13 protein-coding genes are annotated in these 25,620 nt (G+C 60.6%); 8 read left to right on the top strand and 5 right to left on the bottom strand.

Going from position 1 to position 25,620, the window contains the following annotated elements; all coding sequences use genetic code 11:
* The first annotated feature begins 42 nt into the window (after positions 1-42).
* From ACM6IT_RS28260 to ACM6IT_RS28240, 5 genes are all read left to right on the top strand, one after another.
* On the top strand, positions 43-10,674 hold the full coding sequence (locus ACM6IT_RS28260; protein ID WP_414919134.1) for a peroxidase family protein: 10,632 nt from the start codon (positions 43-45) through the stop codon (positions 10,672-10,674).
* Between the two features lie 54 nt (positions 10,675-10,728).
* Positions 10,729-11,439: a hypothetical protein gene (locus ACM6IT_RS28255; protein WP_414919133.1), complete on the top strand. Its 711-nt coding sequence runs from the start codon at positions 10,729-10,731 to the stop codon at positions 11,437-11,439.
* 683 nt (positions 11,440-12,122) lie between these two features.
* Positions 12,123-12,770 carry a hypothetical protein gene (locus ACM6IT_RS28250; protein ID WP_414919132.1) on the top strand — a complete coding sequence of 216 codons (648 nt, stop codon included), beginning with the start codon at positions 12,123-12,125 and terminating at the stop codon, positions 12,768-12,770.
* Positions 12,771-13,034: 264 nt separating this feature from the next.
* Positions 13,035-15,074 carry an FAD-dependent oxidoreductase gene (locus ACM6IT_RS28245; protein ID WP_414912958.1) on the top strand — a complete coding sequence of 680 codons (2,040 nt, stop codon included), beginning with the start codon at positions 13,035-13,037 and terminating at the stop codon, positions 15,072-15,074.
* Between the two features lie 69 nt (positions 15,075-15,143).
* Positions 15,144-16,070, top strand: a complete 927-nt coding sequence (locus ACM6IT_RS28240; protein WP_414919131.1) for a 1-aminocyclopropane-1-carboxylate deaminase/D-cysteine desulfhydrase — start codon at positions 15,144-15,146, stop codon at positions 16,068-16,070.
* A 137-nt stretch (positions 16,071-16,207) separates the two neighbouring features.
* On the opposite strand, the gene ACM6IT_RS28235 is transcribed toward ACM6IT_RS28240, so the two are convergent.
* The 3 genes from ACM6IT_RS28235 to ACM6IT_RS28225 all read right to left on the bottom strand — a co-directional run bounded on the left by ACM6IT_RS28235 (position 16,208) and on the right by ACM6IT_RS28225 (position 18,980).
* A complete protein-coding gene (locus tag ACM6IT_RS28235; protein WP_056724026.1) occupies positions 16,208-16,768 on the bottom strand; it encodes a cytochrome b in 561 nt (186 codons plus the stop codon).
* 181 nt (positions 16,769-16,949) lie between these two features.
* Positions 16,950-17,777, bottom strand: coding sequence for a phosphonoacetaldehyde hydrolase (phnX, locus tag ACM6IT_RS28230; protein WP_056724028.1), 828 nt, complete (start codon positions 17,775-17,777; stop codon positions 16,950-16,952).
* A gap of 93 nt (positions 17,778-17,870) precedes the next feature.
* Positions 17,871-18,980 carry a 2-aminoethylphosphonate--pyruvate transaminase gene (locus ACM6IT_RS28225; RefSeq protein ID WP_056724030.1) on the bottom strand — a complete coding sequence of 370 codons (1,110 nt, stop codon included), beginning with the start codon at positions 18,978-18,980 and terminating at the stop codon, positions 17,871-17,873.
* 109 nt (positions 18,981-19,089) lie between these two features.
* On the opposite strand from ACM6IT_RS28225, the gene ACM6IT_RS28220 reads away from it, so the two are divergent.
* Positions 19,090-19,950 (top strand): LysR substrate-binding domain-containing protein, encoded by an 861-nt coding sequence (locus tag ACM6IT_RS28220; protein WP_414919130.1) that lies wholly within the window; start codon positions 19,090-19,092, stop codon positions 19,948-19,950.
* A gap of 91 nt (positions 19,951-20,041) precedes the next feature.
* Here the strand turns inward: ACM6IT_RS28220 and ACM6IT_RS28215 are convergent, their stop codons facing one another.
* Entirely contained in the window at positions 20,042-20,914 is an 873-nt protein-coding gene (locus ACM6IT_RS28215; RefSeq protein WP_409078856.1) for a LysR family transcriptional regulator, read from the bottom strand.
* 268 nt (positions 20,915-21,182) lie between these two features.
* Between ACM6IT_RS28215 and ACM6IT_RS28210 the strand changes: the two genes are divergently transcribed.
* Together ACM6IT_RS28210 and ACM6IT_RS28205 are read left to right on the top strand one after the other, a co-directional pair.
* On the top strand, positions 21,183-22,508 hold the full coding sequence (locus ACM6IT_RS28210; protein ID WP_056724036.1) for an MFS transporter: 1,326 nt from the start codon (positions 21,183-21,185) through the stop codon (positions 22,506-22,508).
* Positions 22,509-22,578: 70 nt separating this feature from the next.
* On the top strand, positions 22,579-23,970 hold the full coding sequence (locus ACM6IT_RS28205; RefSeq protein WP_414919129.1) for an FAD-dependent oxidoreductase: 1,392 nt from the start codon (positions 22,579-22,581) through the stop codon (positions 23,968-23,970).
* 3 nt (positions 23,971-23,973) lie between these two features.
* Here the strand turns inward: ACM6IT_RS28205 and ACM6IT_RS28200 are convergent, their stop codons facing one another.
* A complete protein-coding gene (locus ACM6IT_RS28200) occupies positions 23,974-25,395 on the bottom strand; it encodes a type VI secretion system Vgr family protein (protein ID WP_414912961.1) in 1,422 nt (473 codons plus the stop codon).
* Between the last annotated feature and the right edge of the window lie 225 nt (positions 25,396-25,620).

Genomic DNA, 25,620 nt, shown 5'->3' with positions numbered 1-25,620 from the left:
TCGTCCCGTGCCTTTACCCAGACATATCGAGGGCAATTCAAAATGGCCAATTTCAGCAAGTCGGACCTGGAGTTCATCCTCAAGCAAATCTTTATCGCAGAAGCGAACGCCGACGGCGCCAGCCTCATTGATTTGCTTCCCAACACCCAGGTGCCATTCGGCCTGCGTACCGTCGATGGCAGCTTCAACAACCTGGTCACCGGCCAGAGTGATTTTGGCTCCGCGGACGGTGCCTTCCCGCGCCTGCTTGATCCCTCGTTTCTGGACGCATACGCCGCGCCAGGGACGGTGATCGATCCGCAACCACGGATTATCAGTAACCTGGTCGTCGATCAGACTGCCAACAACCCGGCGGCCTACGCCGCGGCGTTCGACCCGGGCCTGGACGGTGTGCTCAACTTCGGCACGGTGGGTAATGACGACGTACTCAAGGATGGCGTACAGATAGTCACCAGCCCCGGGCTGGATGGCGTGTTCGGCACGGCCGATGACAAGGACGTGTTCTTCATGCCCAACGTCTCGCCGGACGTCGGCCTGACCGCCAGCTTCAACTCGTGGATGACCTTCTTCGGCCAGTTCTTCGACCACGGCCTCGACCTGGTCACCAAGAGCGCTACCGACGTCGTGTTTGTTCCGCTGCAGCCGGACGATCCGTTGTTCGTACCGGGCAGCCCGACCAACTTCATGGTGCTGTCACGTGCAGTACGTACCGCCGGCGCGGACGGAGTAGTCGGCACGGCCGATGATGGCCAGACCAACACCACCTCGCCGTTCGTCGACCAGAGCCAGACCTACAGCTCGCACCCGTCGCATCAGGTGTTTCTGCGTGAGTATGTCCTCAATGCGGCAGGCGAACCTGTTGCAACGGGGCGCTTGATCACCAACCGCGACCTCGGCGCCGATGGCCTGTTCGGCACCGCCGATGATGGCGCCAGCGAAAACGGCGGCATGGCGACCTGGAAGGTGGTCAAGGCGCAGGCCCGTGACATTCTCGGCATTGACCTGACTGACGCTGACGTACACAACGTGCCATTGCTGGCAACCGATGCATACGGCAACTTCATCCGCGGGCCTAACGGCATGCCGCAGGTGGTGATTCGCATCAGTAATGGCGCTGATGGCGTCGCCGGGACAGCGGACGACGTCACTCAATTGGTCGAAGGCAACCGGGCCGCTCCTATCAGCCTGGCCAGTGCCGTGAGTACCGGGCATGCCTTCCTCGACGACATCGCCCACAACGCCGCGCCGGTAGTCGTCGGCGGGGTTCTGCAAGCGGATGCCGACACGACTGTCGGCAATGCGCAGCCTGTTGACGGGCTCGGCAATAACCTGACCTATGACAATGAACTGCTTGACGCCCACTACATTGCCGGCGATGGCCGGGTGAACGAAAACATTGGCCTGACCACCGTGCACCATGTGTTCCACTCCGAGCACAACCGCCTGGTCCAGCAATCGAAGGACACCATCCTTGCCTCCGGCGACCTGGTTTTCCTCAATGAGTGGCTGGCGGACGACGTGGCTGCAATACCGACTACACCTGCCGAGATTGCGGCGTTGGTATGGGACGGCGAACGCCTGTTCCAGGCCGCCAAGTTCGGTACCGAGATGCAATACCAGCACCTGGTGTTCGAGGAGTTCGCGCGGACCGTTCAGCCACAGATCGACGGATTCCTTGCGCCCAACGGTTATGACACCTCGATCAACCCGGCCATCCTCGCCGAGTTCGCCCACGTGGTATACCGCTTCGGTCACTCGATGTTGACCGAGACCGTCGATCGCTTCGATCCTGCGTTCAATCCGCTGCTCACTGACCCCACCAACCCGGACTCGCAAATGGGGCTGATCGCGGCCTTCCTAAACCCGCTGGCGTTCGCCAGCAGCGGGTTGACTGCGGATCAGGCGGCAGGGGCAATCATTCGCGGTGTGACCCGCCAGGTCGGTAACGAGATCGATGAGTTCGTCACCGAAGCGTTGCGCAACAACCTGCTCGGTCTGCCGCTCGATTTGCCGGCCCTGAACCTGGCACGTGGTCGCGACACGGGTATCCCTACCTTGAATGAGGCGCGCCGGGAGTTCTACGAATCAACCGGAGACAGCCAACTCAAGCCGTACATCAGTTGGGCTGACCTGGCAGACAGCCTCAAGCACCCCGAGTCACTGGTCAACTTCATCGCGGCCTATGGTACCCATAGCACGATCACGGCGGCGCTCACACTGGCAGACAAACGCGCTGCAGCCCTGGCGCTGGTATTGGGTGGCGTGGGTTCGCCGGCTGACCGCCTGGACTTCCTCAACAGCACCGGTGCCTACGCCAACGTAACGACGGCCGGTGCGGATGGGGTACTGGGTACTGCCGATGACGTGACAGGTGTGACGGTCACGGGCGTCGACGACATCGACTTCTGGGTCGGTGGCCTCGCCGAGCAGAAAATGCCGTTCGGCGGCATGCTCGGCTCGACCTTCAACTTCGTGTTTGAAACCCAGATGGAGGCGTTGCAGAACGGCGACCGCTTCTACTACCTGTCGCGTACCGCGGGCCTGAACTTCGGCACCGAGTTGGAAAACAACTCCTTTGCCAAGCTGATCATGCTCAACTCCGATGTCACCCACCTGTCGAACACCGTGTTCCTGACGCCGACGTTCACCCTCGAGGTGGATCAGACCACTCAGTTCACCGGCCTTGGCGCGGGCGGCCGAGACGATCCGACCGGCGGCATCATGATCAACGGCGTGGAAGTCGTGTCGCTGGTGATTCGCGACAACCCCGATACCGTGGGGCCGGACACCAATTATCTGCACTACACCGGTGAAGACCATGTCGTCCTGGGCGGCACTGCCGGCAATGACATCCTTATTTCCGGTGACGGCGATGACACCCTTTACGGTGACGCCGGCAATGACCGCCTCGAAGGCGGTGCCGGGAACGATGCGGTGCTGGGTGGTGCGGGTGATGACATCATCACCGACTCGTTCGGTGACAACCGTCTGGAAGGCAATGCCGGTAACGATGTGATCGTGGCCGGCAGCATGCTGGTTGCAGGCAACCTGATCCTGGGCGGCGATGGCCAGGACTTCATCGTCACCACGGAAGACATCACCACCACCTTCGGTGGCCAGGGTGACGACTTCATCCTCGGTGCCAAGACCAACCTGCCACCTACCGGTAACGCAGGTGACGACTGGATCGAGAAGGGCACCCAGGACGGTGCGCCAGGCGATAACTTCGCGCCACTGCTCACTGACGATGTGATCGGCAACGACATCTTCATCGGTGGTGGCGGTTTTGACGAAATGATCGGCGAGGGTGGCGACGACATCTTTGTCGGCAGCGATGCCCAGGACAAGATGGACGGCATGTCCGGTTTCGACTGGGTGACCTACAAGAATGACAGGATCGGCGTGACCGTTGACCTGAGCCTGGCCGCGCTGGCGCAGCCACACGGCAATGCACCAAACCAGAACGCCGGGGTCTTCAATCCGGTCGGTGCCTCACCTGCCTCGATTCTTGACCGTTTTGCCGAGGTCGAAGGCTTGTCCGGTTCGAGTTTCGGCGATGTGCTCAAGGGCGATGATGTCGATGCAGTCACTATCGTCAACCACGGTGGTGCCACGGGCGGTGCGCTGACCAATGTCGCGTTGATCCGCGGACTGGACCAGTTCCTGGCCGATGCCGGTTTGCCGGTCACCGGTTTTGCCACCGGCAACATCATCCTCGGTGGTGATGGCAGTGACCTGATCGAAGGTCGCGGTGGCGATGACCTGATCGATGGCGACAAATGGATCAACGTCAGGATTGCCGTTTATGACGCGGCTGACATCAACCATACCGGCCCCGAGATCGCCTCCTTCGACAGCATGGTCGATATGATCCCGCTCATGCTGGATGGCACCTTCAACCCTGGTCAGCTCAAGGCCGTGCGGGAAATCATGCCCGGCACCTCGACTGGCGGGGCGGCCTTCGATACCGCCATTTACTCCGGCCTCGAGGCCGAATATGCGGTGACTGTCGACGACCGTGGCACCGCCGATGTGACGGACGATGTCTGGACAGTGGCCGATACCGTAGCGGGTCGCGACGGCATCGACACCCTGCTGCATATCGAACGCCTGCAGTTTGCCGATAACCAGCAAGTGCTGGTGGCGGGGCTCAATGCCCAACCGGATGGCAGTCCGACTGTCGCGGATGGTAACGGCGGCGAACTCACCGTGGGCGATACGCTGACGGTCAGCGTGGCCGGGGTGACCGATGCCGACAATATCGCGGCGGGTAATCCGCAGGGGTTGATCACCAACTCCTCTGTGTCCTACATCTGGCAGTTCGAAGCCACTCCAGGCAGCGGCGTATTCGAGGACATCATCCTGTTGCCAGCTGGCGACCTGGCGTTCCAAAGCGCCGACGGTACCGCGTTCAAGGTCTCTCCTGACCTTGCCGGGTTGTCGTTGCGGGTCAAGGCGATCTATCAGGACGGTCACGGCACCACGGAGATCCTGTTCTCCACGCCGACGGCTGCCATCGCCGCCGGTGCACCGGTCACGCCAACGCCGCTGGTACCTGTAGTCGATGCCACCGCGGGTGGCGCGGGCCTGCACATGGTCCGTTCCGACCTCAACTTCATTCTTGACCAGATCAAGATTGCCGAGGCGGAAGCGGCCGGTCAGGACATCCTCTCGCTGATCCCGAATATTCGCGCGCCGCTGGGCCTGCGTGCGGTCGACGGGTCGAACAACAACCTGATGAACCTCAACGGCAACAACAACACCGAGTTTGGTGCCGCCGATAACCTCTTTCCGCGCATAAGCGATCCGGTCTTCAATCCGGCGGAAGGGGGAACATCGTATACGCAGACCAGCGGCCTTGTGATTGACTCGCAGCCGCGCACCATCAGTAACCTGATCGTCGACCAGACGTCGAACAACCCGGCGGCCTATGCCACGGCTTTCGACCCGGGCCTGGACGGTGTGCTCAACTTCGGCACCGTGGGTAATGACGACGTGCTCAAGGATGGCGTACAGATTGTCGCCAGCCCCGGGATGGATGGTCAGTTCGGTACTGCCGACGACCATGATGTGTACCTGTTCGAAAACACTGCGGCGGATGCGGGATTGTCCGCGCCGTTCAACGCCTGGATGACCTTCTTCGGGCAGTTCTTCGATCATGGTCTGGACCTGGTCACCAAAGGTGGTTCGGGTACCGTCTTCATTCCGCTTCAGCCGGATGATCCACTCTTTGTTCCAGGTAGCCCGACGAACTTCATGGTCCTGACCCGTGCAACGAACCAGCCAGGGGCGGATGGCATTCTTGGCACGGCCGACGACATCCATGAGCACACCAACTCCACCACGCCGTTCGTGGACCAGAACCAGACCTACAGTTCGCACCCGTCGCACCAGGTGTTCCTGCGCGGTTATGAACTTACCGCCAGCGGCCCCGTAGCGACAGGCCGGTTGATTACCAACCGTGACCTGGGTGCGGATGGCACGTTTGGTACCGCGGACGACGTCGAAATCGGTGGCATGGCGACCTGGAAGGTAGTCAAGGCGCAAGCTCGCGACATTCTGGGAATCAACCTGACCGATGCCGATGTCGATAATGCCCCGCTGTTGGCGACTGACGCCTATGGCAATTTCATCAAGGGGCCGAACGGCTTCCCGATGGTGGTGATGAGTGGGGTTGACGGTCTTGGTGGCACGGCGGATGACGTCCTTGTCGAAGGCAATCCGCTTGCTCCCCTTGACCTGACCAATGCTGTGCGCACCGGTCACCAGTTCCTCGTCGATATTGCCCACAATGCAACACCGGTAATCGTCGGCGGGGTTCTGCTGGCGGATGCCGACACCGCTGTCGGTAATGCGCAACCCGTAGGCCCGGGCGGCAACAACCTGACCTATGACAATGAACTGCTCGACGCCCACTACATCGCCGGCGACGGCCGGGTCAACGAGAACATCGGCCTGACCGCGGTGCATGCGATCTTCCACTCCGAGCACAACCGCCTGGTCCAGCAGACCAAGGACACCGTGCTCGATTCGGGTGACGTGGCCTTCCTCAACGAGTGGCTGCTCAATCCGGTGGCCGCATTGCCAGCCACCCAGGCTGAGTTCGATGCGCTGCAGTGGAATGGCGAGCGCTTGTTCCAGGCGGCCAAGTTCGGCACCGAAATGCAGTATCAGCACCTGGTGTTCGAGGAGTTTGCGCGGACCATCCAGCCTAGAGTCGACCTGTTCTTCGCACCGACCCAGGTCTACGACGTCGACCTCGATGCCTCGATCGTCGCCGAGTTCGCCCATACCGTATACCGGTTTGGCCACTCGATGCTGACCGAGACCGTCGATCGCTACGACATCGACTTCAACGTGATAGGCGATCCGGCCAGCGCTAATCCCGATCAGCAAATGGGCTTGATCGCGGCGTTCCTCAACCCTCTGGCGTACGCCGCCAGCGGCGTATCACCTGAGGACGCAACCAGTGCGATCATACGTGGGGTGACTCGGCAAGCCGGTAACGAAATCGACGAGTTCGTCACCGAGGCGCTGCGCAATAACCTGCTCGGCCTGCCGCTCGACCTGCCGGCGCTCAACATCGCCCGTGGCCGCGACGTGGGGATTCCCTCACTCAATGCGATCCGCCGCGACATCTACAGCCAAACCGGTGATACCCAACTCAAGCCGTACACCAGTTGGGTCGATCTGGTGCAGTACCTCAAACATCCGGAGTCGTTGATCAACTTCATCGCGGCCTATGGCACGCATGACACGATCACGGCGGCGACCACACTGGATGGCAAGCGCGCGGCAGCCCTGGCGCTGGTCTTCGGTGGTGTGGGTGCACCGGCTGATCGCCTGGACTTCCTCAACAGCACGGGTGCCTATGCCAACGTAACGCTGGCCGGCACGGATGGCGTGGTGGGCACTGCCGACGACCTCAGGGGTGTGACGGTCACTGGCGTCGATGCCATCGACCTCTGGATCGGTGGCCTGGCCGAAGCGAAAACCCCGTTCGGCGGCATGCTCGGCTCGACCTTCAACTTTGTGTTCGAGAACCAGTTGGAAAAACTGCAGGACGGCGATCGCTTCTACTACCTGGAGCGTACCTCTGGCCTGTCGATGAATGCCGAACTTGAAAGCAACTCGTTCGCCAAGTTGATCATGGCCAACACGTCGGCCACTCACTTGCCGGGCCTGGTGTTCTCGGATCCGGGGTTCTATCTGGAAGTGGATCAGGGCAGGCAATTCAACGAAGGCCTGCTCACCGCCGACCCGCTCGGCCCGAACGGCGAGCAGGTGGTGTTCCGCGACAACCCGCTGACCGTGGGGGCGGACACCAACTACATCCGCTACAACGGTGCCGAGCACATCGTGCTGGGTGGCACGGACAACGCAGACATCCTCATCTCCAGTGAAGGCGATGACACGGTCTGGGGTGATGGTGGTAACGATCGCATCGACGGCGGTGACGGCAACGACCAGCTGCGCGGTGGTGAAGGCGACGACATCATCACCGACACCGGCGGCGACGATAACATCCAGGGCGGCGACGGCAACGACGTGCTGCACGGTGGCAACGGCGTCAACCTGATCATTGGCGGGTTCGGCAGCGACTTCATCATTACCGGTGAGGACGCCTCCGAGGCCATTGGTGGCCAGGGCAATGACTTCATCCTGGGCAGCAAAGCCAACGAACAGGACATGGGTAACGAAGGCGACGACTGGATCGAGAAGGGTACCTCGGACGGTGCGCCTGGCGACAACTTCGATCCGCTGGGCAACGACCCGGTCATTGGCCACGATGTATTCGTCGGTGGTAACGAGAACGATAAGTTCAACGGCGAAGGCGGCGACGACATCATGGTCGGCAGTCTCGGCATGGGTGACCGCTATATCGGCGGCTCGGGCTATGACTGGGCGACCTTCAAGGATCTCGCCCAAGGTGTGAGTGTCGATTACAGCGACCGCTTCTTCGATGTGCCACCGCAGCCAGGTTCGGGGGCTTCGGCGCTGGTGCGCTTCGACATCATGGAAGGTCTGTCGGGTTCGTCCCACGGTGACTTCCTGCGCGGTGATAGCGAAGATGCGACCTCGCTACCCACCGCGGGTGCAACCGGCAGTGTGCTGACCAACATCAGCCTGATCAATGGTCTGGCGGGTCTGCTGCCAGTCGGAGCGACGTTCTTCGACGGCGGTAACATCATCCTCGGTGGCAGTGGCAGCGATCTCATTGAAGGTCGCGGTGGTGACGACATCATCGACGGTGACAAGTGGCTGAACGTGCGCATCAGCGTACGGGCAAACGCTGATGGCACTGGCGCGGAAATCGCCACGTTCGACAGCATGGGGCCGATGGTCCAGGCGATGTTGAACGGTACTTACAACCCGGGCCAGCTTGTCATCGTGCGGGAGATCCTGACCGGCACTGACAACTTCGACACCGCGGTGTTCTCCGGTAATGCGTCGGAGTACAGCATCGCTGTCGAGGGCAACGCCGTCATCGTGACCGACCTGGTGGCCGGGCGTGATGGCGTCGATCGCCTGACAGGCATCGAGCGTCTGCAGTTCGCTGACCAGGCGCAGGCCTCCGGTGTTGGCACCGCCTTGAACAGTGCTCCTGTGGGGCGTCTGGCGATCCTCGATGCCACCACCGGTGCGCGTGTCGATGCGCCTGTCGCCGGCCAGCTGCTGCACGTCAGCAGCCAGTCGGTACGCGACGCCAACAGCGAGGGTGCGGCCAATGTGACCGGTGCGATTACCGGTCCCGTGTCTTACTACTGGCAGGCCGAAACCGTTGCCGGTTCGGGCATATATGAGGACATCACCATTCTCGCCGCAGGCGAGGCATCGCGGGTGACGGGCGCCACCTATCTGGTGGCGGACGATGTCGCCGGTCTGAACATCCGCGTTCGGGCGGTGTATCAGGATGGCAATGGTACGCTGGAGATCGTCGACTCGTCGGCGAACAACGCACCGATCGCAGGGCCGGGCATCCTCGGGTTTGCGTTTCTGAACGAAGTGCTGACCGCCAACCTGTCGACCCTCGTCGACGTCGATGGCCTCAGCAATCCGCAGTTCACCTTCCAGTGGCAGGAGACCAACGGGGTCAGCTTCGTCAACATCGCCGGAGCCACCGGTAGCACATTCACGCTTGGCCAGGCTCAGATCGGAGATCAGGTGCGCGTGGTGGTCAGTTTCGTGGATGACTTCGGTGTGAGCGAAAGCGTCGCATCCGACGCCACGGCCCCGGTGCTCGTCGGTACTGTGTTTGCCGGTACCGTCGGTGTCGACACATGGATCGGCACGGCAGGCAATGATGTGGCCAGCGGAGGTGATGGCAACGACTTCATGAACGGCCAAGGTGGCGACGACATCATCAATGGTGACGCGGGCAATGACATTCTCATCGGTGGCGCAGGTGCCGACGCGATGGCCGGCGGTGCTGGCCACGATATCTACGAAGTCACCGACCTCGGGGACGTGGTGAGCGAGCTTGCCGATGCTGGCAGCGACACGGTCTGGACCTCGCTGGCGAGCTACACCCTGGGTGCCAACGTCGAGAATCTGTATTACGGCCCCAGCAGCAGCTTCAGGGGCACTGGTAATGCGCTCGCCAACACGATCGTAGGCGGTGCAGGTAACGACATCATCATCGGTGGCGCAGGTGCCGACACGATGGCTGGCGGTGCTGGCCACGATATCTACGAAGTCACTGACCTTGGGGACGTAGTGAGCGAGCTTGCCGATGCTGGCAGCGACACGGTCTGGACCGACCAGGCAAGCTACACCCTGAGTGCCAACGTCGAGAATCTGTATTACGGCGCTAGCGGCAACTTCAGGGGCACTGGTAATGGGCTCGCCAATACGATCGTGGGTGGTGCGGGTAACGACGTCATCATGGGTAGTTCAGGTGCCGACGCGATGGCTGGCGGTGCTGGCCACGATATCTACGAAGTCACCGACCTCGGGGACGTGGTGAGCGAGCTTGTCGGGGAAGGCTCGGACACCATCTGGACTTCACTCGCGAACTACACCCTGGGTGCCAACGTCGAGAATCTGTATTTCGGCGATAGTGGCAACTTCAGGGGCACTGGTAATGGGCTCGCCAATACAATCGTGGGTGGTGCAGGTAACGACGTCATCATCGGTAGTTCAGGTGCCGACACGATGGCTGGCGGTGCTGGCCACGATATCTACGAAGTCACTGACCTTGGGGACGTAGTGAGCGAGCTTGCCGGTGCTGGCAGCGACACGGTCTGGACCGACCAGGCAAGCTACACCCTGAGTGCCAACGTCGAGAATCTGTATTATGGCGCTAGCGGCAACTTTACGGGCACCGGCAACGCACTGAACAACATTATCGTGGGTGGTGCGGGTAACGACGTGCTCACCGGTGGTGGTGGTAACGACCTGTTGAGTACCGGTATCGCCGGCAACGATACCTTCGTGTTTGCTGCCGCGGGTTTCGGCACCGATGCGATCTTTGGATTCGGAGCCAATCCGGTCGCCGGGCAGGACTTGCTCAATGTCACGGGGCTGGGAATCACCAGTGCGACGTTCGCGGCCAACGTGAGCATAACTGCTGACGGGACGGACACGATGGTGGGGATCGGGGCGGACTCCATTCGTCTTGTGGGTGTCGCCAGCGCGGCCGTTGATCAGACGGACTTCATTCTGGCCACTTGAGGTCCTGGTCAGCACTGTCGCAGGGAGCGTGGAAAGCGCAGGGGAGGGCATTGGATGCCCTCCCTTTCTCCATCCACTCAATTGCCCATTAGCTATCGGGGTACCAGCAGCGTACTGGAACTCATCAAGGCGGCAGGTTGGAACCGAACTGCGAAATCAAAGAATCAATTGAAAAAGGGAAACCCGGCCTTGAACATTTCAGCCATCTGCCTCTTGAGCAGTCTATTGGTTTCGGTCGCGGCTTTTGCTACCGGTGTTAATCCGGTGTTCGACCTGGATTTCACCAGGTCAGCCACGGAAACGCTGAAAAAACTGGATATCAACGACGCTTGTATTGTCGCCATCTCAAGTCCTGCTGCTTTTACGTTCTGTCGAGAAGGGTCATCAACGCTCTGGAAGTATCAGGCGCTGGATCTGGAGCAACAGGCGGTGATCCAGATTGGCCAAAAGCGGTCTTCGGCGGACTACCGGCAAATAACCCTTGTGGAAGTCGATAGCGTTGCTTGCGAACAGGATCACCTTGTGGAATTGGTTGAACCGGCTATCAGGCATGGACTTGTCCTTGGCCTGATTACCCTGTTTCTGTTGGTCGGCCTGCGATATACCTACCGGGCGATCATGTATTGCTGTTATGAACAGGTCGGCTTTTCGAAGTTCGGCTTGCGGCGCCTGGACAAATCCCGGTCAACGCAAAATTCAACGGTAATGGCGTTGGTCGCATGGGGTGTCGTGGCCGCTACGGCATTTATCTACTTCGGGTTTTGAGCGAGACCACAATTAGCGGGTATGCCGTTTCAAAGTACTTGCCATCCGACAGGGTTTGACTGCGTGCAGTTTCATTCGCTGACGACTAATTTGCTTTTAATATCCTGCTCCTTTCAGTTGATCCTGTATTGCTGTCTGCCTGAAAGGGTGGCTGGATCACCGTGAAGTCCGTCGTTGGAGTTTGCCTTGGATGAGAGTCACTCGCTGTTGCGAGACTTATGGGATGTATAACAACTAGCGGATCCAATATGCAATGCTCGAAGTGCATCCAGGCAAGCAGGCCAGTTGCTGTGGGCAATAGCGGGGAAGTTGACTCATTGCTGTCGCTTCAGGCGAACTTGCGCTACGCACCGTTTGTCGGTGGCTTGTGCGGAAAATGAACATTGTAGCGTCTGTGGCCTCTGATCCTTGAGCACGTCAGCCATGACCTGCCCCCGCGATTGAAAAAAAAGAAGTGGAAATAGAATCTCAAGTGCAGTGAATGCCACTGGGGGTTTTTATCTGAAACTCAGGGAGGCGATAAATCAACCGGTCATTGATTCGCCAGGTGAATCAATGAGGTTGAGAGTGCCGAGTCCATGATTTGGCTTATCTTTTAGAAGTAAGGTCGTACAGAATTTTTAATAATTAAAGATTCTGTCAAGTAGTCGATCCGTACTCTCGAATAAGGTGGAGAAAATACCGTGGCGATAAATACCATTATGAGTCTGCTGGAAAATAAGGAATTCCTGGAATTTTTGCGTCTGGGGGTTATTTATGTTCATTTGGTGGCGTGTTGTGTGGCCATCGGGCTGGTGTTGACCAGTGATGTCGCGATGGTCAGGGATCTTTTAAAACGGAAAGTATTAACTGAGCATGATAATGCTCACATGGAAAGTCTTCAAAGATCTGTCATCGTTTCACTAATAGCGCTGTGGGTAACGGGCATCGCTGTCGTCGGTATCGATTACCTGGAAAAAGGTGTCGAGTACTTCATGAATCCAAAACTTCAAGCCAAAGTCATTATTGTGGCGTTGTTGACTTACAACGGCATCTTGTTGCATCGCCTGGTACTGCCGGCCCTGCAAAAGGCAGGCTCCTTGCTCAATCTCCGATTCAGTGCACGAATGCTGGCGTTGGCCTGCGGTTCGTTGTCGGCGGTGTCCTGGATGTATGCCGCCATGCTGGGTGTCGGTCGTCCCTTGGCCTGGAAGTATTCCCTTTCCGAACTGTTGATGACCTATCCGGTACTGATTGCGCTCGGGTTCCTGACGATGCTGGTGTTGACCCAGCGAACGAAACAACAGGACGTCTGCGTTGCGCCGGCGCGGGCAGTAGCAAGCGCATGCTAAGCCGGTTCTTCGCGTAAATCTTGCGGACTTGTCCAGAGCCCGAAAGGCGGCCTTCAGGGTGCAGGTTTCAATCCGGACCTGCACCGCAAGGTCGTTTTTGTTTTGAATCATTCCCGGCCGCCCAAAGCTTCTGCTCATTTCGATCAATAATTTGTCAGTTACGGTCATTGAGGGATGGTGGCGTGACTCTTAGTCTGTCGAACATGACTGACGGGGGCCGTAGAGCTCCTGCACTTTCCGTGATCGCTCGATGTGGAGTTACCGATGACCGCCGCTCAATACCCGCACCTGCTGGCTCCGCTGGACCTGGGTTTCACCACGCTGCGCAATCGCACCCTGATGGGGTCGATGCACACGGGCCTGGAAGAGAAACCGGGTGGCTTCGAGCGCATGGCGGCTTACTTTGCCGAGCGTGCCCGTGGCGGTGTCGGCCTGATGGTCACCGGCGGTATCGGCCCGAACGAAGAGGGTGGCGTGTATTCCGGCGCGGCCAGGCTGACGACAGAGGAAGAGGCGCTCAAGCACCGTATCGTCACCCGTGCCGTACATGACGCGGGAGGCAAGATCTGCATGCAGATCCTCCATGCCGGTCGTTATGCCTATAGCCCGAAACAGGTTGCCCCTAGCGCGATCCAGGCGCCGATCAACCCGTTCAAGCCCAAGGAGCTGGACGAGGAAGGCATCGAGAAGCAGATCAGCGATTTCGTCACCTGCTCGGTACTGGCGCAAACCGCCGAGTACGACGGCGTGGAAATCATGGGTTCCGAAGGTTATTTCATTAACCAGTTCCTCGCCGCGCACACCAACCACCGTACCGACCGCTGGGGTGGCAGCTATGAAAACCGCATGCGTCTGCCGGTGGAGATCGTTCGTCGCGTTCGTGAAGCAGTAGGCCCGAACTTCATCATCATTTTCCGACTGTCGATGCTCGACCTGGTCGAAGGCGGCAGCACCTGGGAAGAGATCGTCCAGTTGGCCAAGGCCATCGAACAGGCCGGCGCGACCATCATCAACACCGGTATCGGCTGGCACGAAGCGCGGATTCCGACCATCGCCACCAAAGTGCCGCGCGCGGCCTTCAGCAAGGTCACGGCCAAGCTGCGTGGTTCGGTCAATATTCCGCTGATCACCACCAACCGTATCAACACCCCTGAAGTAGCCGAGCAGATCCTCGCCGAGGGCGATGCCGACATGGTGTCCATGGCGCGGCCGTTTCTCGCCGACCCGGATTTCGTCAACAAGGCCGCTGAAGGTCGCGCCGATGAAATCAACACCTGCATCGGTTGCAACCAGGCCTGCCTCGACCACACCTTCGGCGGCAAGCTGACCAGTTGCCTGGTCAACCCGCGTGCCTGCCATGAAACCGAGCTCAACTACCTGCCGGTGCAGCAACTGAAGAAAATCGCCGTGGTCGGTGCCGGCCCGGCCGGTTTGTCCGCCGCGACCGTGGCCGCCGAGCGTGGCCATCAAGTGACGCTGTTCGATTCGGCCAGCGAAATCGGTGGTCAGTTCAACATCGCCAAGCGTGTTCCGGGCAAGGAAGAGTTCTTTGAGACCATTCGCTACTTCAACCGCAAGTTGCAGACCACCAACGTCGAGGTGTGCCTGAACACCCGCGTCGATGTGGCCGGGCTGGTCGAGGGCGGCTACGACGAGATCATTCTGGCCACCGGCATTGCGCCGCGCCTGCCGGCCATTCCGGGGGTGGAAAACGCCAAGGTGCTGAGCTACCTGGACGTGATCCTGGCGCGCAAACCGGTCGGCAAGCGCGTCGCGGTGATTGGCGCCGGTGGTATCGGTTTTGACGTCTCGGAATTCCTCGTCCATGAAGGCGTAGCGACCAGTCAGGATCGTGCCGCGTTCTGGAAAGAATGGGGTATCGATACACACCTTGAAGCGCGCGGCGGTGTCGCCGGTATCAAGGCCGCGCCCCATGCGCCGGCCCGCGAGGTATACCTGCTGCAACGCAAGAAATCCAAGGTCGGCGACGGCCTGGGCAAGACCACCGGCTGGATTCATCGCACCGGTCTGAAGAACAAGCAGGTGCAGATGCTCAACAGCGTCGAATACCTGAAGATCGACGACGAAGGCCTGCACATCCGCATCGGCGAAACCGGCGAGCCGCAGCTGTTGCAAGTGGACAACATCGTGATTTGCGCCGGGCAGGACCCGCTGCGCGAGTTGCATGACGGCCTGGTGTCGGCGGGGCAGAGCGTGCACCTGATCGGCGGCGCGGATGTCGCGGCAGAACTGGATGCCAAGCGGGCGATCAATCAGGGTTCGCGTTTGGCGGCGCAGTTGTAACTCACATCGTTCGGGTTCACAGCACAAGTCGGCTGTTAAGATGCCGGATCTTTCCATAGATCCGGCATCATGCTTTCTCCTCCAGACAATTGGCTTCTTCAAGCCCCCCTCGACCCCTTTCACCTCGACTGGCTCACTCGAGCCGGCATCGAAGTGGCGGTCCTGCGGCTGGACCAGATCGACCCGCTGATCAGCGGCAACAAATGGTTCAAGCTCATCGAACACCTGAAAACTGCTGACCGCCTGGGGGCCGAAGGCATCATCAGTCTCGGTGGCGCGCACTCCAATCACCTCCACGCGTTGGCGGCGGCGGGCAAGCGTTTCGGCTTTGCCACCGTCGGCCTGTTGCGCGGGCATCCTCAGCAAACCCCGACGGTCAAGGACTTGCAGGCGTTCGGCATGCAGTTGCACTGGCTGGGGTATGCAGGCTATCGGGCAAGGCATGAAGCGGGTTTCTGGCAACCCTGGCAAACCCGCTACCCGAGGTTGCATCCGGTGCCTGAAGGGGGAGGCGGTTTGCCTGGTGCCTTGGGTTGCATGCAGTTGCGGGCCACTGTTTGCGCGCAATTGCCGGGCTTGGGCTGGAGCGACCATGACGGCTGGTGGCTGGCCTGCGGCACCGGCACGACCCTGGCCGGCCTGGTACTGGCCGAAGCGGGGGATCATTCGGTGTACGGTGCCCTGGCGGTGCCTGACGATCATGGGGTGGCGCAGATGGTCGAGCGGATCGTGCAGGAAGCCGGTGTAGTCAATGCGAGGTATGAACTGATCGACGCAAGTCGCGGCGGCTTCGCCAAGGTGGATCCGCTGCTGCTCGACTTTATCGAAAAGACAGAGCAGGCCGGGAGTATTCCATTGGAGCCGCTGTACACCGGCAAGGCACTCATGGCCCTCAAGCAACAAGTCGAGGCGGGCAAGTTCGCCCGGGGCACACGACTGATCTTTGTCCACACGGGGGGCTTGCAGGGGCGGCGGGGATTTGACTCACAAGCCTGAAACGCACCGCAAACCAATGTGGGAGCGAGCTTGCTCCGGGCGGCGTTCCGACGATGGCGGTGGGTCAGTCGACAAATGCGCCGAATGCAACACCCTCATCGCGAGCAGGCTCGCTCCCACACTGCAATTCATTGGTCTCAGGAGTCGCGGTTCACGCGCTTGGGCATCATCCGCAGCAAGGTGTTATCGCCCACCACATAATGGTGATACAGCCCGGCCACGGCATGCAGGCCGATCAACCAGTAGCCGATAGTGCCGCCGAGCTCGTGCCAGCCCTGGAGTTCTTTGGCCAGGTCCTTGTTTTCCGCTACCAGCATCGGCAGGTCGACACCGTAGAACATCACCTGATTGCCTTTGGCGCTGGTGACCAGCCAGCCGAGAATCGGCGTGACGATCATGAAAATGTACAGCGCCCAGTGCATCAGCCTGGCCAGCGTCGTTTGCCAGTGCGCCGAGGCCGGGAAGATCTGCGGCGCCGGGCCGAGGCTGCGTGCGAACAATCGCACCCAGACTAGAACGAATACGGTCAGGCCGAGCATGAAGTGTGTTTCGACGATCAGCGTGCGCCCGCCACTGCCCTTGGGAAAGAGCCCGCGAAACTCGATACAGGCGTAAACCAGCACCAGCAGGACCAGCATCAACCAATGCAGCGCGATCGATACGGTGCTGTAGCGCGATTCGGAGTTTTTCCACGGCATACGGTGTTCCTCAGAGGTCCGGTTTAAAGCCACCGCTCTTATCCGACGGTGTGCTCTAACTGTAATCCTGTTTCACCGGGTTTGCCTGAGGCGATTGGTCGCTGGATGCCCTGGTTTGGGTAATGCACAGAAGAAACCTGTGGGAGCAGGCTCGCTCCCACAGGGGCAATGCGGGGACTTATCAGCTCGACTGAGGCATTTCGCCGTTGGCCAGGCGCTTGTTGATGTCGGCGATCACTTGCGGCAGATCGGTGATGGTATCGATCATGTAGTGCGGACGCGAGCCTTCGAACATTGCGTGGATGCGCTTGCGCTCGCCGTCCAGTTGGTCGCAGCCCAAGGCGCGATAACCTTCGTAGTCCAGGCCCAGGGCGTTGCCCGAGCAGATCAGCGCCACGGTCCACATGCCGGCGCGGCGCCCCTCGAGAATGCCCGGCACCGTGTCATCGATCTTCACGCACGCGGCGACATCGTCGATGCCCAGGGCAATGACGTTGGCCAGCGCCTGGGCGGGCCATGGACGACCATTCGGGACTTCATCGGTGGCAACCACGTGATCGGCCACGTAGCCGTTGGTGGCAGCCAGTTCAACCACTTTGTCCATGACCTGTTTCGGGTAGCCGGAGCAGGAGCCGATCTTGATCCCTTGCTGGCGCAGGTTGGCGATGGTCTCCAGCGCTCCGGGAATCAGCGCCGAGTGTTCGGCGATTTTTTCGATCTGCAGCGGCATGAAGCGTTGGTAGATGGCGGTCACGTCATCGTCGGTCGGCGTGCGGCCGAACACTTTGCGATAGCGCTCGGCAACCTCCGGCAGATCGCACAGGGTGCGGATGTGGTCCCACTTGCCCATGCCCATCGGGCCACGGGCCTCTTCGATGGACACCTGGACGTCGAATTCGGCGAAGGCTTCGACGAAAATCTGCGTCGGGGCGAACGAGCCGAAGTCGACCACGGTGCCGGCCCAGTCGAGGATGGCGGCTTGCAGTTTGCTTGGGTTGGAGTAGTTCATGGCAATTAATTTCCTGTAGAAAACTGACGATTGGAGAGCCGCTTTTACTGTGGGAGCGAGCAAGCTCGCTCCCACAGGGGAATGTGGTGTGGGTTAGATCTCTAACACTTCCATCTCGCGCAACACTTCAGCAATCGCCGCCACGGCTTCGCGCATTTCGGCTGGCTGGACATGGCCGATGCAGCCGACGCGGAAGGTTTCGACCTGGGTCAGTTTGCCGGGGTAGAGGATGTAACCCTTGGCCTTGACCCGCTCGTAGAACTCCTTGAATGCGTAGCGTGGATCTTTCGGGGCGTGGAAGGTGGCGATGATCGGCGCCTGGATAGCCGCCGGCAGGAAGCTGCGCAGCCCCAGTCTGCCCATCTCTTCCATCAATGCCTGGCAGTTGGCGGCGTAGCGTTCGTGCCGCGCCGGCAAGCCGCCTTCTTCGTTGTATTGCAGAAGGGCTTCGTGCAGCGCCGCGACCACATGGGTCGGCGGGGTAAAGCGCCACTGGCCGGTCTTGGCCATGTAGGCGTGCTGGTCCTGCAGGTCCATCGCCAGCGAATGCGAGTTACCGACGGCGTTGGCCAGGGACTCTTTGCGAGCGAAGACAAAACCCATGCCCGGCACGCCTTCCAGGCATTTGCCCGAGGCGGCGATCAGTGCGTCGAACGGCACTTGTTGCGCATCCACTGGCAGGGCGCCGAAGGAGCTCATGGCGTCGATGATCAGGCGCTTACCGTGTTGCGCAATGACCTGGGCGATCTCTGGCAGCGGATTGAGGATGCCGGTGCTGGTTTCGCAGTGAATCAGGGCGACATGGGTAATGTCTTGATCGGCACGAAGCAGGCGGTCGACGTCGGTGGCGGTGGTCGGTTCGTCCTCGGCGGTTTCGAAAGTGCTGAACGAGCGCCCCAGCACTTCGCAGATTTTCGCCAGGCGCTTGCCGTAGGCGCCGTTGATCAATACCAGAATCTTGCCGTCCCGAGGCACCAGCGTGCCGATCGCCGCCTCGACCGCGAAGGTGCCGCTGCCTTGCAGGGGCACGCAGTGGTGGGTGGCGGCGCCGTTGATGATGGCCAGCAGTTGCTCGCAGAGGCTGGCGGTCAGTTGATTGAAGCGGTCATCCCATGATCCCCAGTCAACCATCATTGCCTGACGGGTGCGGGCCGACGTGGTCAACGGGCCGGGGGTGAGCAGGATGGGTTCGGCAGTACTCATTCTCGTGTCCTCGCAATCGATGGGATGAAGCGTTGGTGCCTAAATTGCAATTTGCCGTGTTATCAATCAAATTGTTTGTTGTTATGCCAACCATCAGTGAGGGTTATTCATGAACCTGTTCCAGCTCCGCGCCTTCGATGCCGTGGCCAGGGAAGGCAGCTTTACCCGGGCGGCGGCGCGGCTGTTCATCAGCCAGCCGGCCGTCACCGGGCACATCAAGGCCCTGGAGGAGCACTACCAGATCACCCTGCTGCGCCGCACCGCCCGCCGCGTGGAACTGACGGAGGAGGGCACCAAACTGGCGGCAATCACCCGGGCGATGTTCAGCTTGGCCGAAGAGGCGCAGGTAATGCTCGAAGCCAACCGGCAATTGCTGACCGGGCGCCTGGAAGTGGCGGCGGACGGCCCGCACATGGTCATGCCGATGCTCGCCAGCCTGCGTGCACGCTATCCGGGGATCTCGGTGAACCTGCGCCTGGGCAACGCCCAGGAAACCCTGGCGGCGCTGCTGTCCGAACATGCCGACGTGGCGGTGCTGACCGAGGTCGAGCCGCGCAAGGGCCTGCATCTGCAGGCGCTGAATGAATCACGGATTTGCGCGCTGGTGCCCGATGGGCATCCTTGGGCGCAGAAGACCAAAGGCGTGCAGCTCAAGGAACTGGATCAGGTGATCATGGTGCTGCGCGAACCGAGTTCGATTACCCGGCGCACCTTCGATGAGGCATGCGCCCAGGCCAAGGTCAATCCACGGGTGCTGCTGGAACTGGACAGCCGCGAAGCGGTGACCGAGGCGGTGGCCGCCGAACTGGGGGTGGGGGTGGTGTCGTCAGTGGAGGTCAGTCACGATCCACGGGTGGCGGCGGTACCGATCATTGGCGAGGGGCTGGTGAATCGGCACATGATGGGGTGTATGGAGCGGCGGCGGGATTTGCGACTGATACAGGCGTTTTTCGGGTTGGCACCGGTGTAGGAGCTGCCGAAGGCTGCGATCTTTTGATCTTCGCTTTTAAAAACAAGATCAAAAGATCGCAGCCTTCGGCAGCTCCTACGGGGGGATGCGGTCAGTTAAGGCTCTCACGCACCATCTCAAGAAACGTCGCCACCACCCGCCGCGAACTCTGTTCGCGCAAACACACCAGGGTTTCAGTCAACCGTCGTTTGCAATCGATAATCGGCAACGCACACACCCGCGAATCCGCGCCAAACTCGGCAGCCGACACCACACCCACCCCAATCCCCACAACCACCGCCTCCCGCGCTGCCTCGCGACCTTCAACCTGAATTGCCGGGCGGATGCGGAACCCGGCACCGGCCATTTCCTCCTCCAGCGTCTGCCGGGTCACGGAACCGATTTCCCGCAACACCAGTGGTGTGTCGTCGAGGTCGGCGAGGGTGATGGATTCGCGCTCGGCCCACGGATGATTGCGCGACACGAACGCCACCATCGGGTCGTTACGCAGGGGCAGGGAGATCAGGCGTTCATCGCTGACGTCACGGCCCAGCAACGCCAGGTCGGCCTGATAGTTGAACAGTCGGAACAGCGACTCATCGGTGTTGCCGGTTTCGATCTTCACGCTGATCCCGGGGTAGCGTTCGCAGAATCGGGCGATCTGCGGCAGCACGTGGACCGGTGCATCCACCGCCAGAATCAGGCTGCCGGTCTGCAAGGCCTGGGAGTCCTGGAGCAGTTCCTGGGCTTCCGCCTCAATCACGAAAAGCCGCTGGGTAACGCTCAGCAGCCGCTCGCCCAGATCGGTCAGGCGCACCGAGCGCTTGTTGCGGTGAAACAGCAAAACCCCGTAGCGCTCTTCGAGTTTGCGCACCTGGTCGGAAATCGCCGGTTGCGTCAGAAACAAGCGCTCGGCGGCCTTGGTGAAGCTTCCATGCACCGCCACGGCGTGGAAAGCTTTGAGCTGGGCGTGGGACACCGACATGGGAATCTCCAGTAACAAGCTGACCTTATATTTGAAATACGATAAATCGATTTCACTTATTAATCAGTAATTGTTTTTATCCACCTCAGCCCCGGTGACTGGTCAGTCGAACAGCAGCGGGAGCCATGAGCCTGTGCGTGCAACTACAGGACTCATCTGACCGGTATCCGCCGTAGGGACAGGGCGATATCGCAGTGCTCAACAATAAAAACACAGGCGTTTTCTTCCAATTCTGCCGGCACACTCACACCCTGAGGTCAGAACCACAATGAACAAGCACATCGGCACCATCAAGCGTTGGCGCGTGCAGATCTTCGCGATCACCTGGCTCGCCTACGCCGCCTTCTACTTCACCCGCAAAGCCTTCTCGGTCGCCAAGCTCGGTATTGGCGAAGACCCGACCTTCATGCTCGACAAAATGGCCATGGCCAACCTCGACGCCATCTACCTGACGGCCTACGCCTTCGGCCAATTCACCTGGGGCATCCTGGCCGACCGCTTCGGGCCGCGGGTGGTGGTGCTCGGCGGGTTGGTGATTTCCGCCGCTGCGGCGCTGGTGATGGGCAACTTTGCAACGCTACCGATTTTCGCTACCTGCATGCTGATACAAGGCCTGGCGCAGTCCACCGGTTGGTCGGGGCTGTGCAAGAACCTCGGCAGCTTCTTTCCCTCCGAGCAACGCGGACGGGTATTGGGCCTATGGAGTTCCTGCTACGCCTTTGGTGGTCTGGTAGCCTCGCCGTTTGCCGGTTGGTGGGCGTACACGCTCATCGGCAGCTGGCATGCGGCGTTCATTTCCAGTGCGGCGGTGGTTGGGCTGGTCGCCGTGCTGTTTTTTATTTTCCAACGCAACAAACCGGAAGACGTCGGCTTGCCGGCGGTGGAGCCGGAACCCGAGCTGACCGCCGAAGAGGCTGACGCGCAAAGTAAAATCAGCATGTGGGAGCCTTTGAAGGAAATCCTGCGCAACCGCACAGTGCTGGTGTTGGGGTTGGCGTACTTCATGCTCAAGCCGGCGCGCTACGCGATTCTGCTGTGGGGGCCGGTGATCGTCTTCGAACAGATGCCTTCAGTGGGCAAGGTCGGCGCGGCGATCATACCGACCGCGTTTGAACTGGCCGGGTTGCTCGGGCCGATCCTGATTGGCCTGGCCTCGGACAAACTGTTCGGCGCCCGGCGCATGCCGGCCTGCGTGATCAGCCTGTTGGCGCTGACGGTGTCCCTGGCGTTTTTCATGGGCGCCCTGCATACCGGCAGCGTGCTGCTGGTGGTGGCACTGCTGTTCGTCATGGGCCTGACCCTCTACGGGCCGGACTCGATGATCAGCGGCGCGGCCGCCATCGACTTCGGCACCGCCAAGGCCGGCGCCACGGCAGCCGGATTCGTCAACGGCTGCGGCTCGGTCGGGGCGATTCTCGGCGGGCTGCTGCCGGGCTACTTCGACACCGTTACCGTGTTCATCGTCTTCGCCGGCTGCGCCATGTTCTCGGCGCTGGTGTTGATCCCGCACTGGAACAGCCGCCCCGGTGGCCTGGGCACTCATTTCGCCTACGTGCCCAACCAGGCGATCACCATCAAACCCCTGCGTACCTGAATCCTGTCCCTCGTCGCCTGCTGCACCTGCGGCAGGCCGGCGTGTGGGCCACTGACCGGAGATTGACCCCATGAGACCCTTTTGGCTGGACCAGGCCTTGAAGGCTGATGCATCCGAAACCTGTCCGCCACTGGAAGGCGACACCCGCGCCGATGTCTGTATCGTCGGCGGTGGTTACACCGGGTTGTGGACCGCGATCATGCTCAAGGAGCAGAACCCCGAGCTGGACGTGTTGCTGATCGAAGCGGACATCTGCGGTGCCGGGGCCAGTGGACGCAATGGCGGTTGTGCGTTGTCGTGGTCGGCCAAGTATTTCACCCTTGAGCGTTTGTTTGGCGTTGAAGAAGCCGTACGTCTGGTCAAGGAGTCCGAGCGCAGCATCCATGCCATTGGCGCCTTCTGCGAACAGTATCGGGTGGACGCCGATTACCGTCTCGACGGTACGCTCTACACCGCGACCAACCGCGCTCAAATTGGCTCGACTGACGCTGTGATCGCGGCGCTGGAGCGCAACGGCATCAACTCATTCAGCCAGCGGCCGGTGGCCGATGTGCAGCGCATGGCGGGCTCCATCAAACACCTGGAAGGCTGGTTTTCTCCGGCAGCGGCCAGTGTGCAGCCGGGCAAACTGGTGCGTGGCTTGCGCCGGGTAGCCCTGCAACTCGGGGTGAAGATTCATGAAAACACCGCGATGACCGGGCTGGAGGAAGGTAGGCCGGCGGGCATTCAAACCCCTGGTGGCACTGTTCGCGCCGACCGCGTGGTGCTGGCGATGAACGCCTGGATGGCCCGGGCGTTCCCGCAGTTCGAACGCAGCGTGGCGATCGTTTCCAGCGACATGCTGATCACCGAACCACGGCCGGATTTGCTCGACGAAATCGGCTTGACCAGCGGCGTCACGGTGCTCGATTCGCGGATCTTCGTGCACTACTACCACAACACCCCGGACGGCCGGATCATGCTGGGCAAGGGCGGCAATACCTTCGCTTATGGCGGGCGCATGCTGCCGGTGTTCGATCAGCCTTCGCCTTATGCCGGTTTGTTGCAGAGCAGCCTGGCGGATTTCTTCCCGGCGTTTGCCGACGTCAAGGTCGAGGCGACCTGGAATGGTCCGTCGGACCGTTCGGTGACCGGGCTGCCGTTCTTCGGGCAGATGAGCGCCAGTGGCAATGTGTTCTACGGTTTCGGCTACTCCGGCAGCGGTGTCGGGCCCTGCCATATGGGCGGGCAGATTCTGGCGTCGATGGCCCAGGGCCTGGACAACCCCTGGACCCGCTCGCCGCTGGTTAATGGACCGCTGGGTTTTTTCCCGCCGGAGCCGATTCGCTACATCGGCTCACTGATGGTGCGCAACGCCATCCGCCGCAAGGAGCGTGCGGAGGATCACGGGCGTCGGCCGCGGCATCTGGACGTGCGCCTGGCGAAGTTCGCCGCCGCCGCCGGCAAGGCTGACAAGGGCTGAGCATCAGGGCGCAAGATCCGAGCGGGAGAGCAGCCAGTCGAACAGCAGGCGGGTATCGCCACGAGGCTCGCGCGGGCGAGGGCGGTGAGGTTGTGGCCGAGGGCCCATGGCCGTACAAAGCACTGGGCGATCCGGGTCACTGTCGAGAAAAACCACCAGTACTTCGCTGCCAGCCACGGGCAAACGGGCCGGATCGATCCATTCCTCGGCGGTGGTCAGCGCCAGTGGTAGCCACAGGCCGTCGGACCCCTCTGCGGCTGATGGTGTGGCGGGCCAGAGGTTCACCTGAACCCTGCCATCCTCGTCCACTGTCGCCGGTCGCCCGATCGGGCCGCACACCTGGCCAGGCTGATACCCGGGGATATTCGGCCTGGGTTGTTTGAGCGCGGGCCTGAACACCGTCGACCAGGGGATGGCGCTGAATTGATTGCGGTAACCCGGGGTCATGTCGGGTGTGTCATCGAGCAGAATGGATGAATGACGACCCTGATGGCGGATTTCGGTAACCAGCCATTGATCATTGAAATTCGCCAGCGGATGCTCGGCCACCTGCAGGATCCGGCCACTGCGTAATGCCCCCAGGTTACTTTGACCGTGGACCTGCAGGTGTCGGCAGCGCAGGCGTTCCAGTTGTCGACGGCTGAGCTGGTCGCGATGTTGTTGTTCGCCAGCGGGACAATGCCGTGCCGTGACGAACGAGTGATTGGCTGCGCCTTCGCTGATGTCCGCTGCACCCGGATTCCTGGCGCCTGGACGCACAGGGGAGAGCGGGGCGTCATGGCGTTGGAACAGTTCGCTGATCACGGGTTCCTGGTGTTCGTCGAGGGCGTCGCGGCTCATCGACATGAGCAGGGGGGCCTGGGGGAAACTCAGGCTGTCATCGGCCAGAACCAGCACGTGGCCGTCGCGTTGATGCTCGAAGTGATAGTGGATGCCTTCTTCCTCGCACAGCCGTTGCAGAAACGCCAGGTCGGTTTCTTCGTACTGAATGCAAAAAGGTCGCAGGGGATAGTGTCCGGTTGCCAGTTCAAAGTGATAGCTGCCGGCAGGCAGCCCATGTTCATCGAGCAACTGGCGCAGGATCATGGGTACGCTGGCGCGTTGGAAAATACGTCGGCGCCGTTGCTGATCCAGCGCCTGGACACTTGGCACCAGCACCAGTTTGTAAGCGACCCGGTGCCCGCTTCGATATTCACAACTGACGCTGTACAGCAGACCATGAATGCCTTGATCGTGGCCGAACTCGAGGAACGCCGGTTGGTGCAGTAATCGTTCAAGGTTCAGGGCCGGTGCCAGCCCGATCACCTCGATGTCGAATCGATAGGGTTGGTTGAGTGCTTCATGACCACTGAACCGGACCACCTGGAAGCTCAGGTCGTCGTCGAGAAGCGTGAGGGTAGTGGGACTTTCCTTGTCGTTGTGCATCGAACGCGCTACCGCCGTGGAGTAGGGTGCAAAGCGTACGAAACCCCGGCGCATTGCGGGCACGATAAAGCGACATTTCCGAATCGCCCTACAACCGCTGGTGAAGATGTCGATGCAAGTCGGGATTTTTTGGTCGATTGCCAACTTTAGGCCGTATAAACTTGCGCAAAGCGTCGGCCATTAGATGTCTCGGCGCCACAGATGCCACAGATAAGAGAGTGAGAA

It is taken from the genome of Pseudomonas sp. IT-P4 (assembly GCF_949767755.1).
Classification (GTDB): Bacteria; Pseudomonadota; Gammaproteobacteria; order Pseudomonadales; family Pseudomonadaceae; genus Aquipseudomonas; species Aquipseudomonas monachiensis.
The sequence above is the reverse complement of the archived record's forward strand: the minus strand, read 5'-3'. Positions and strand labels throughout refer to the sequence as shown.

Excerpts from the sequence above, each read along its gene's own strand:
- ACM6IT_RS28260 (WP_414919134.1), top strand. The coding sequence starts at position 43 with ATGGCCAATTTCAGCAAGTCGGACCTGGAGTTCATCCTCAAGCAAATC.
- ACM6IT_RS28255 (WP_414919133.1), top strand. The coding sequence starts at position 10,729 with ATGCCCTCCCTTTCTCCATCCACTCAATTGCCCATTAGCTATCGGGGT.
- ACM6IT_RS28245 (WP_414912958.1), top strand. The coding sequence starts at position 13,035 with ATGACCGCCGCTCAATACCCGCACCTGCTGGCTCCGCTGGACCTGGGT.
- ACM6IT_RS28240 (WP_414919131.1), top strand. The coding sequence starts at position 15,144 with ATGCTTTCTCCTCCAGACAATTGGCTTCTTCAAGCCCCCCTCGACCCC.
- ACM6IT_RS28235 (WP_056724026.1), bottom strand. The coding sequence starts at position 16,768 with ATGCCGTGGAAAAACTCCGAATCGCGCTACAGCACCGTATCGATCGCG.
- phnX (WP_056724028.1), bottom strand. The coding sequence starts at position 17,777 with ATGAACTACTCCAACCCAAGCAAACTGCAAGCCGCCATCCTCGACTGG.
- ACM6IT_RS28225 (WP_056724030.1), bottom strand. The coding sequence starts at position 18,980 with ATGAGTACTGCCGAACCCATCCTGCTCACCCCCGGCCCGTTGACCACG.
- ACM6IT_RS28220 (WP_414919130.1), top strand. The coding sequence starts at position 19,090 with ATGAACCTGTTCCAGCTCCGCGCCTTCGATGCCGTGGCCAGGGAAGGC.
- ACM6IT_RS28215 (WP_409078856.1), bottom strand. The coding sequence starts at position 20,914 with ATGTCGGTGTCCCACGCCCAGCTCAAAGCTTTCCACGCCGTGGCGGTG.
- ACM6IT_RS28210 (WP_056724036.1), top strand. The coding sequence starts at position 21,183 with ATGAACAAGCACATCGGCACCATCAAGCGTTGGCGCGTGCAGATCTTC.
- ACM6IT_RS28205 (WP_414919129.1), top strand. The coding sequence starts at position 22,579 with ATGAGACCCTTTTGGCTGGACCAGGCCTTGAAGGCTGATGCATCCGAA.
- ACM6IT_RS28200 (WP_414912961.1), bottom strand. The coding sequence starts at position 25,395 with ATGCACAACGACAAGGAAAGTCCCACTACCCTCACGCTTCTCGACGAC.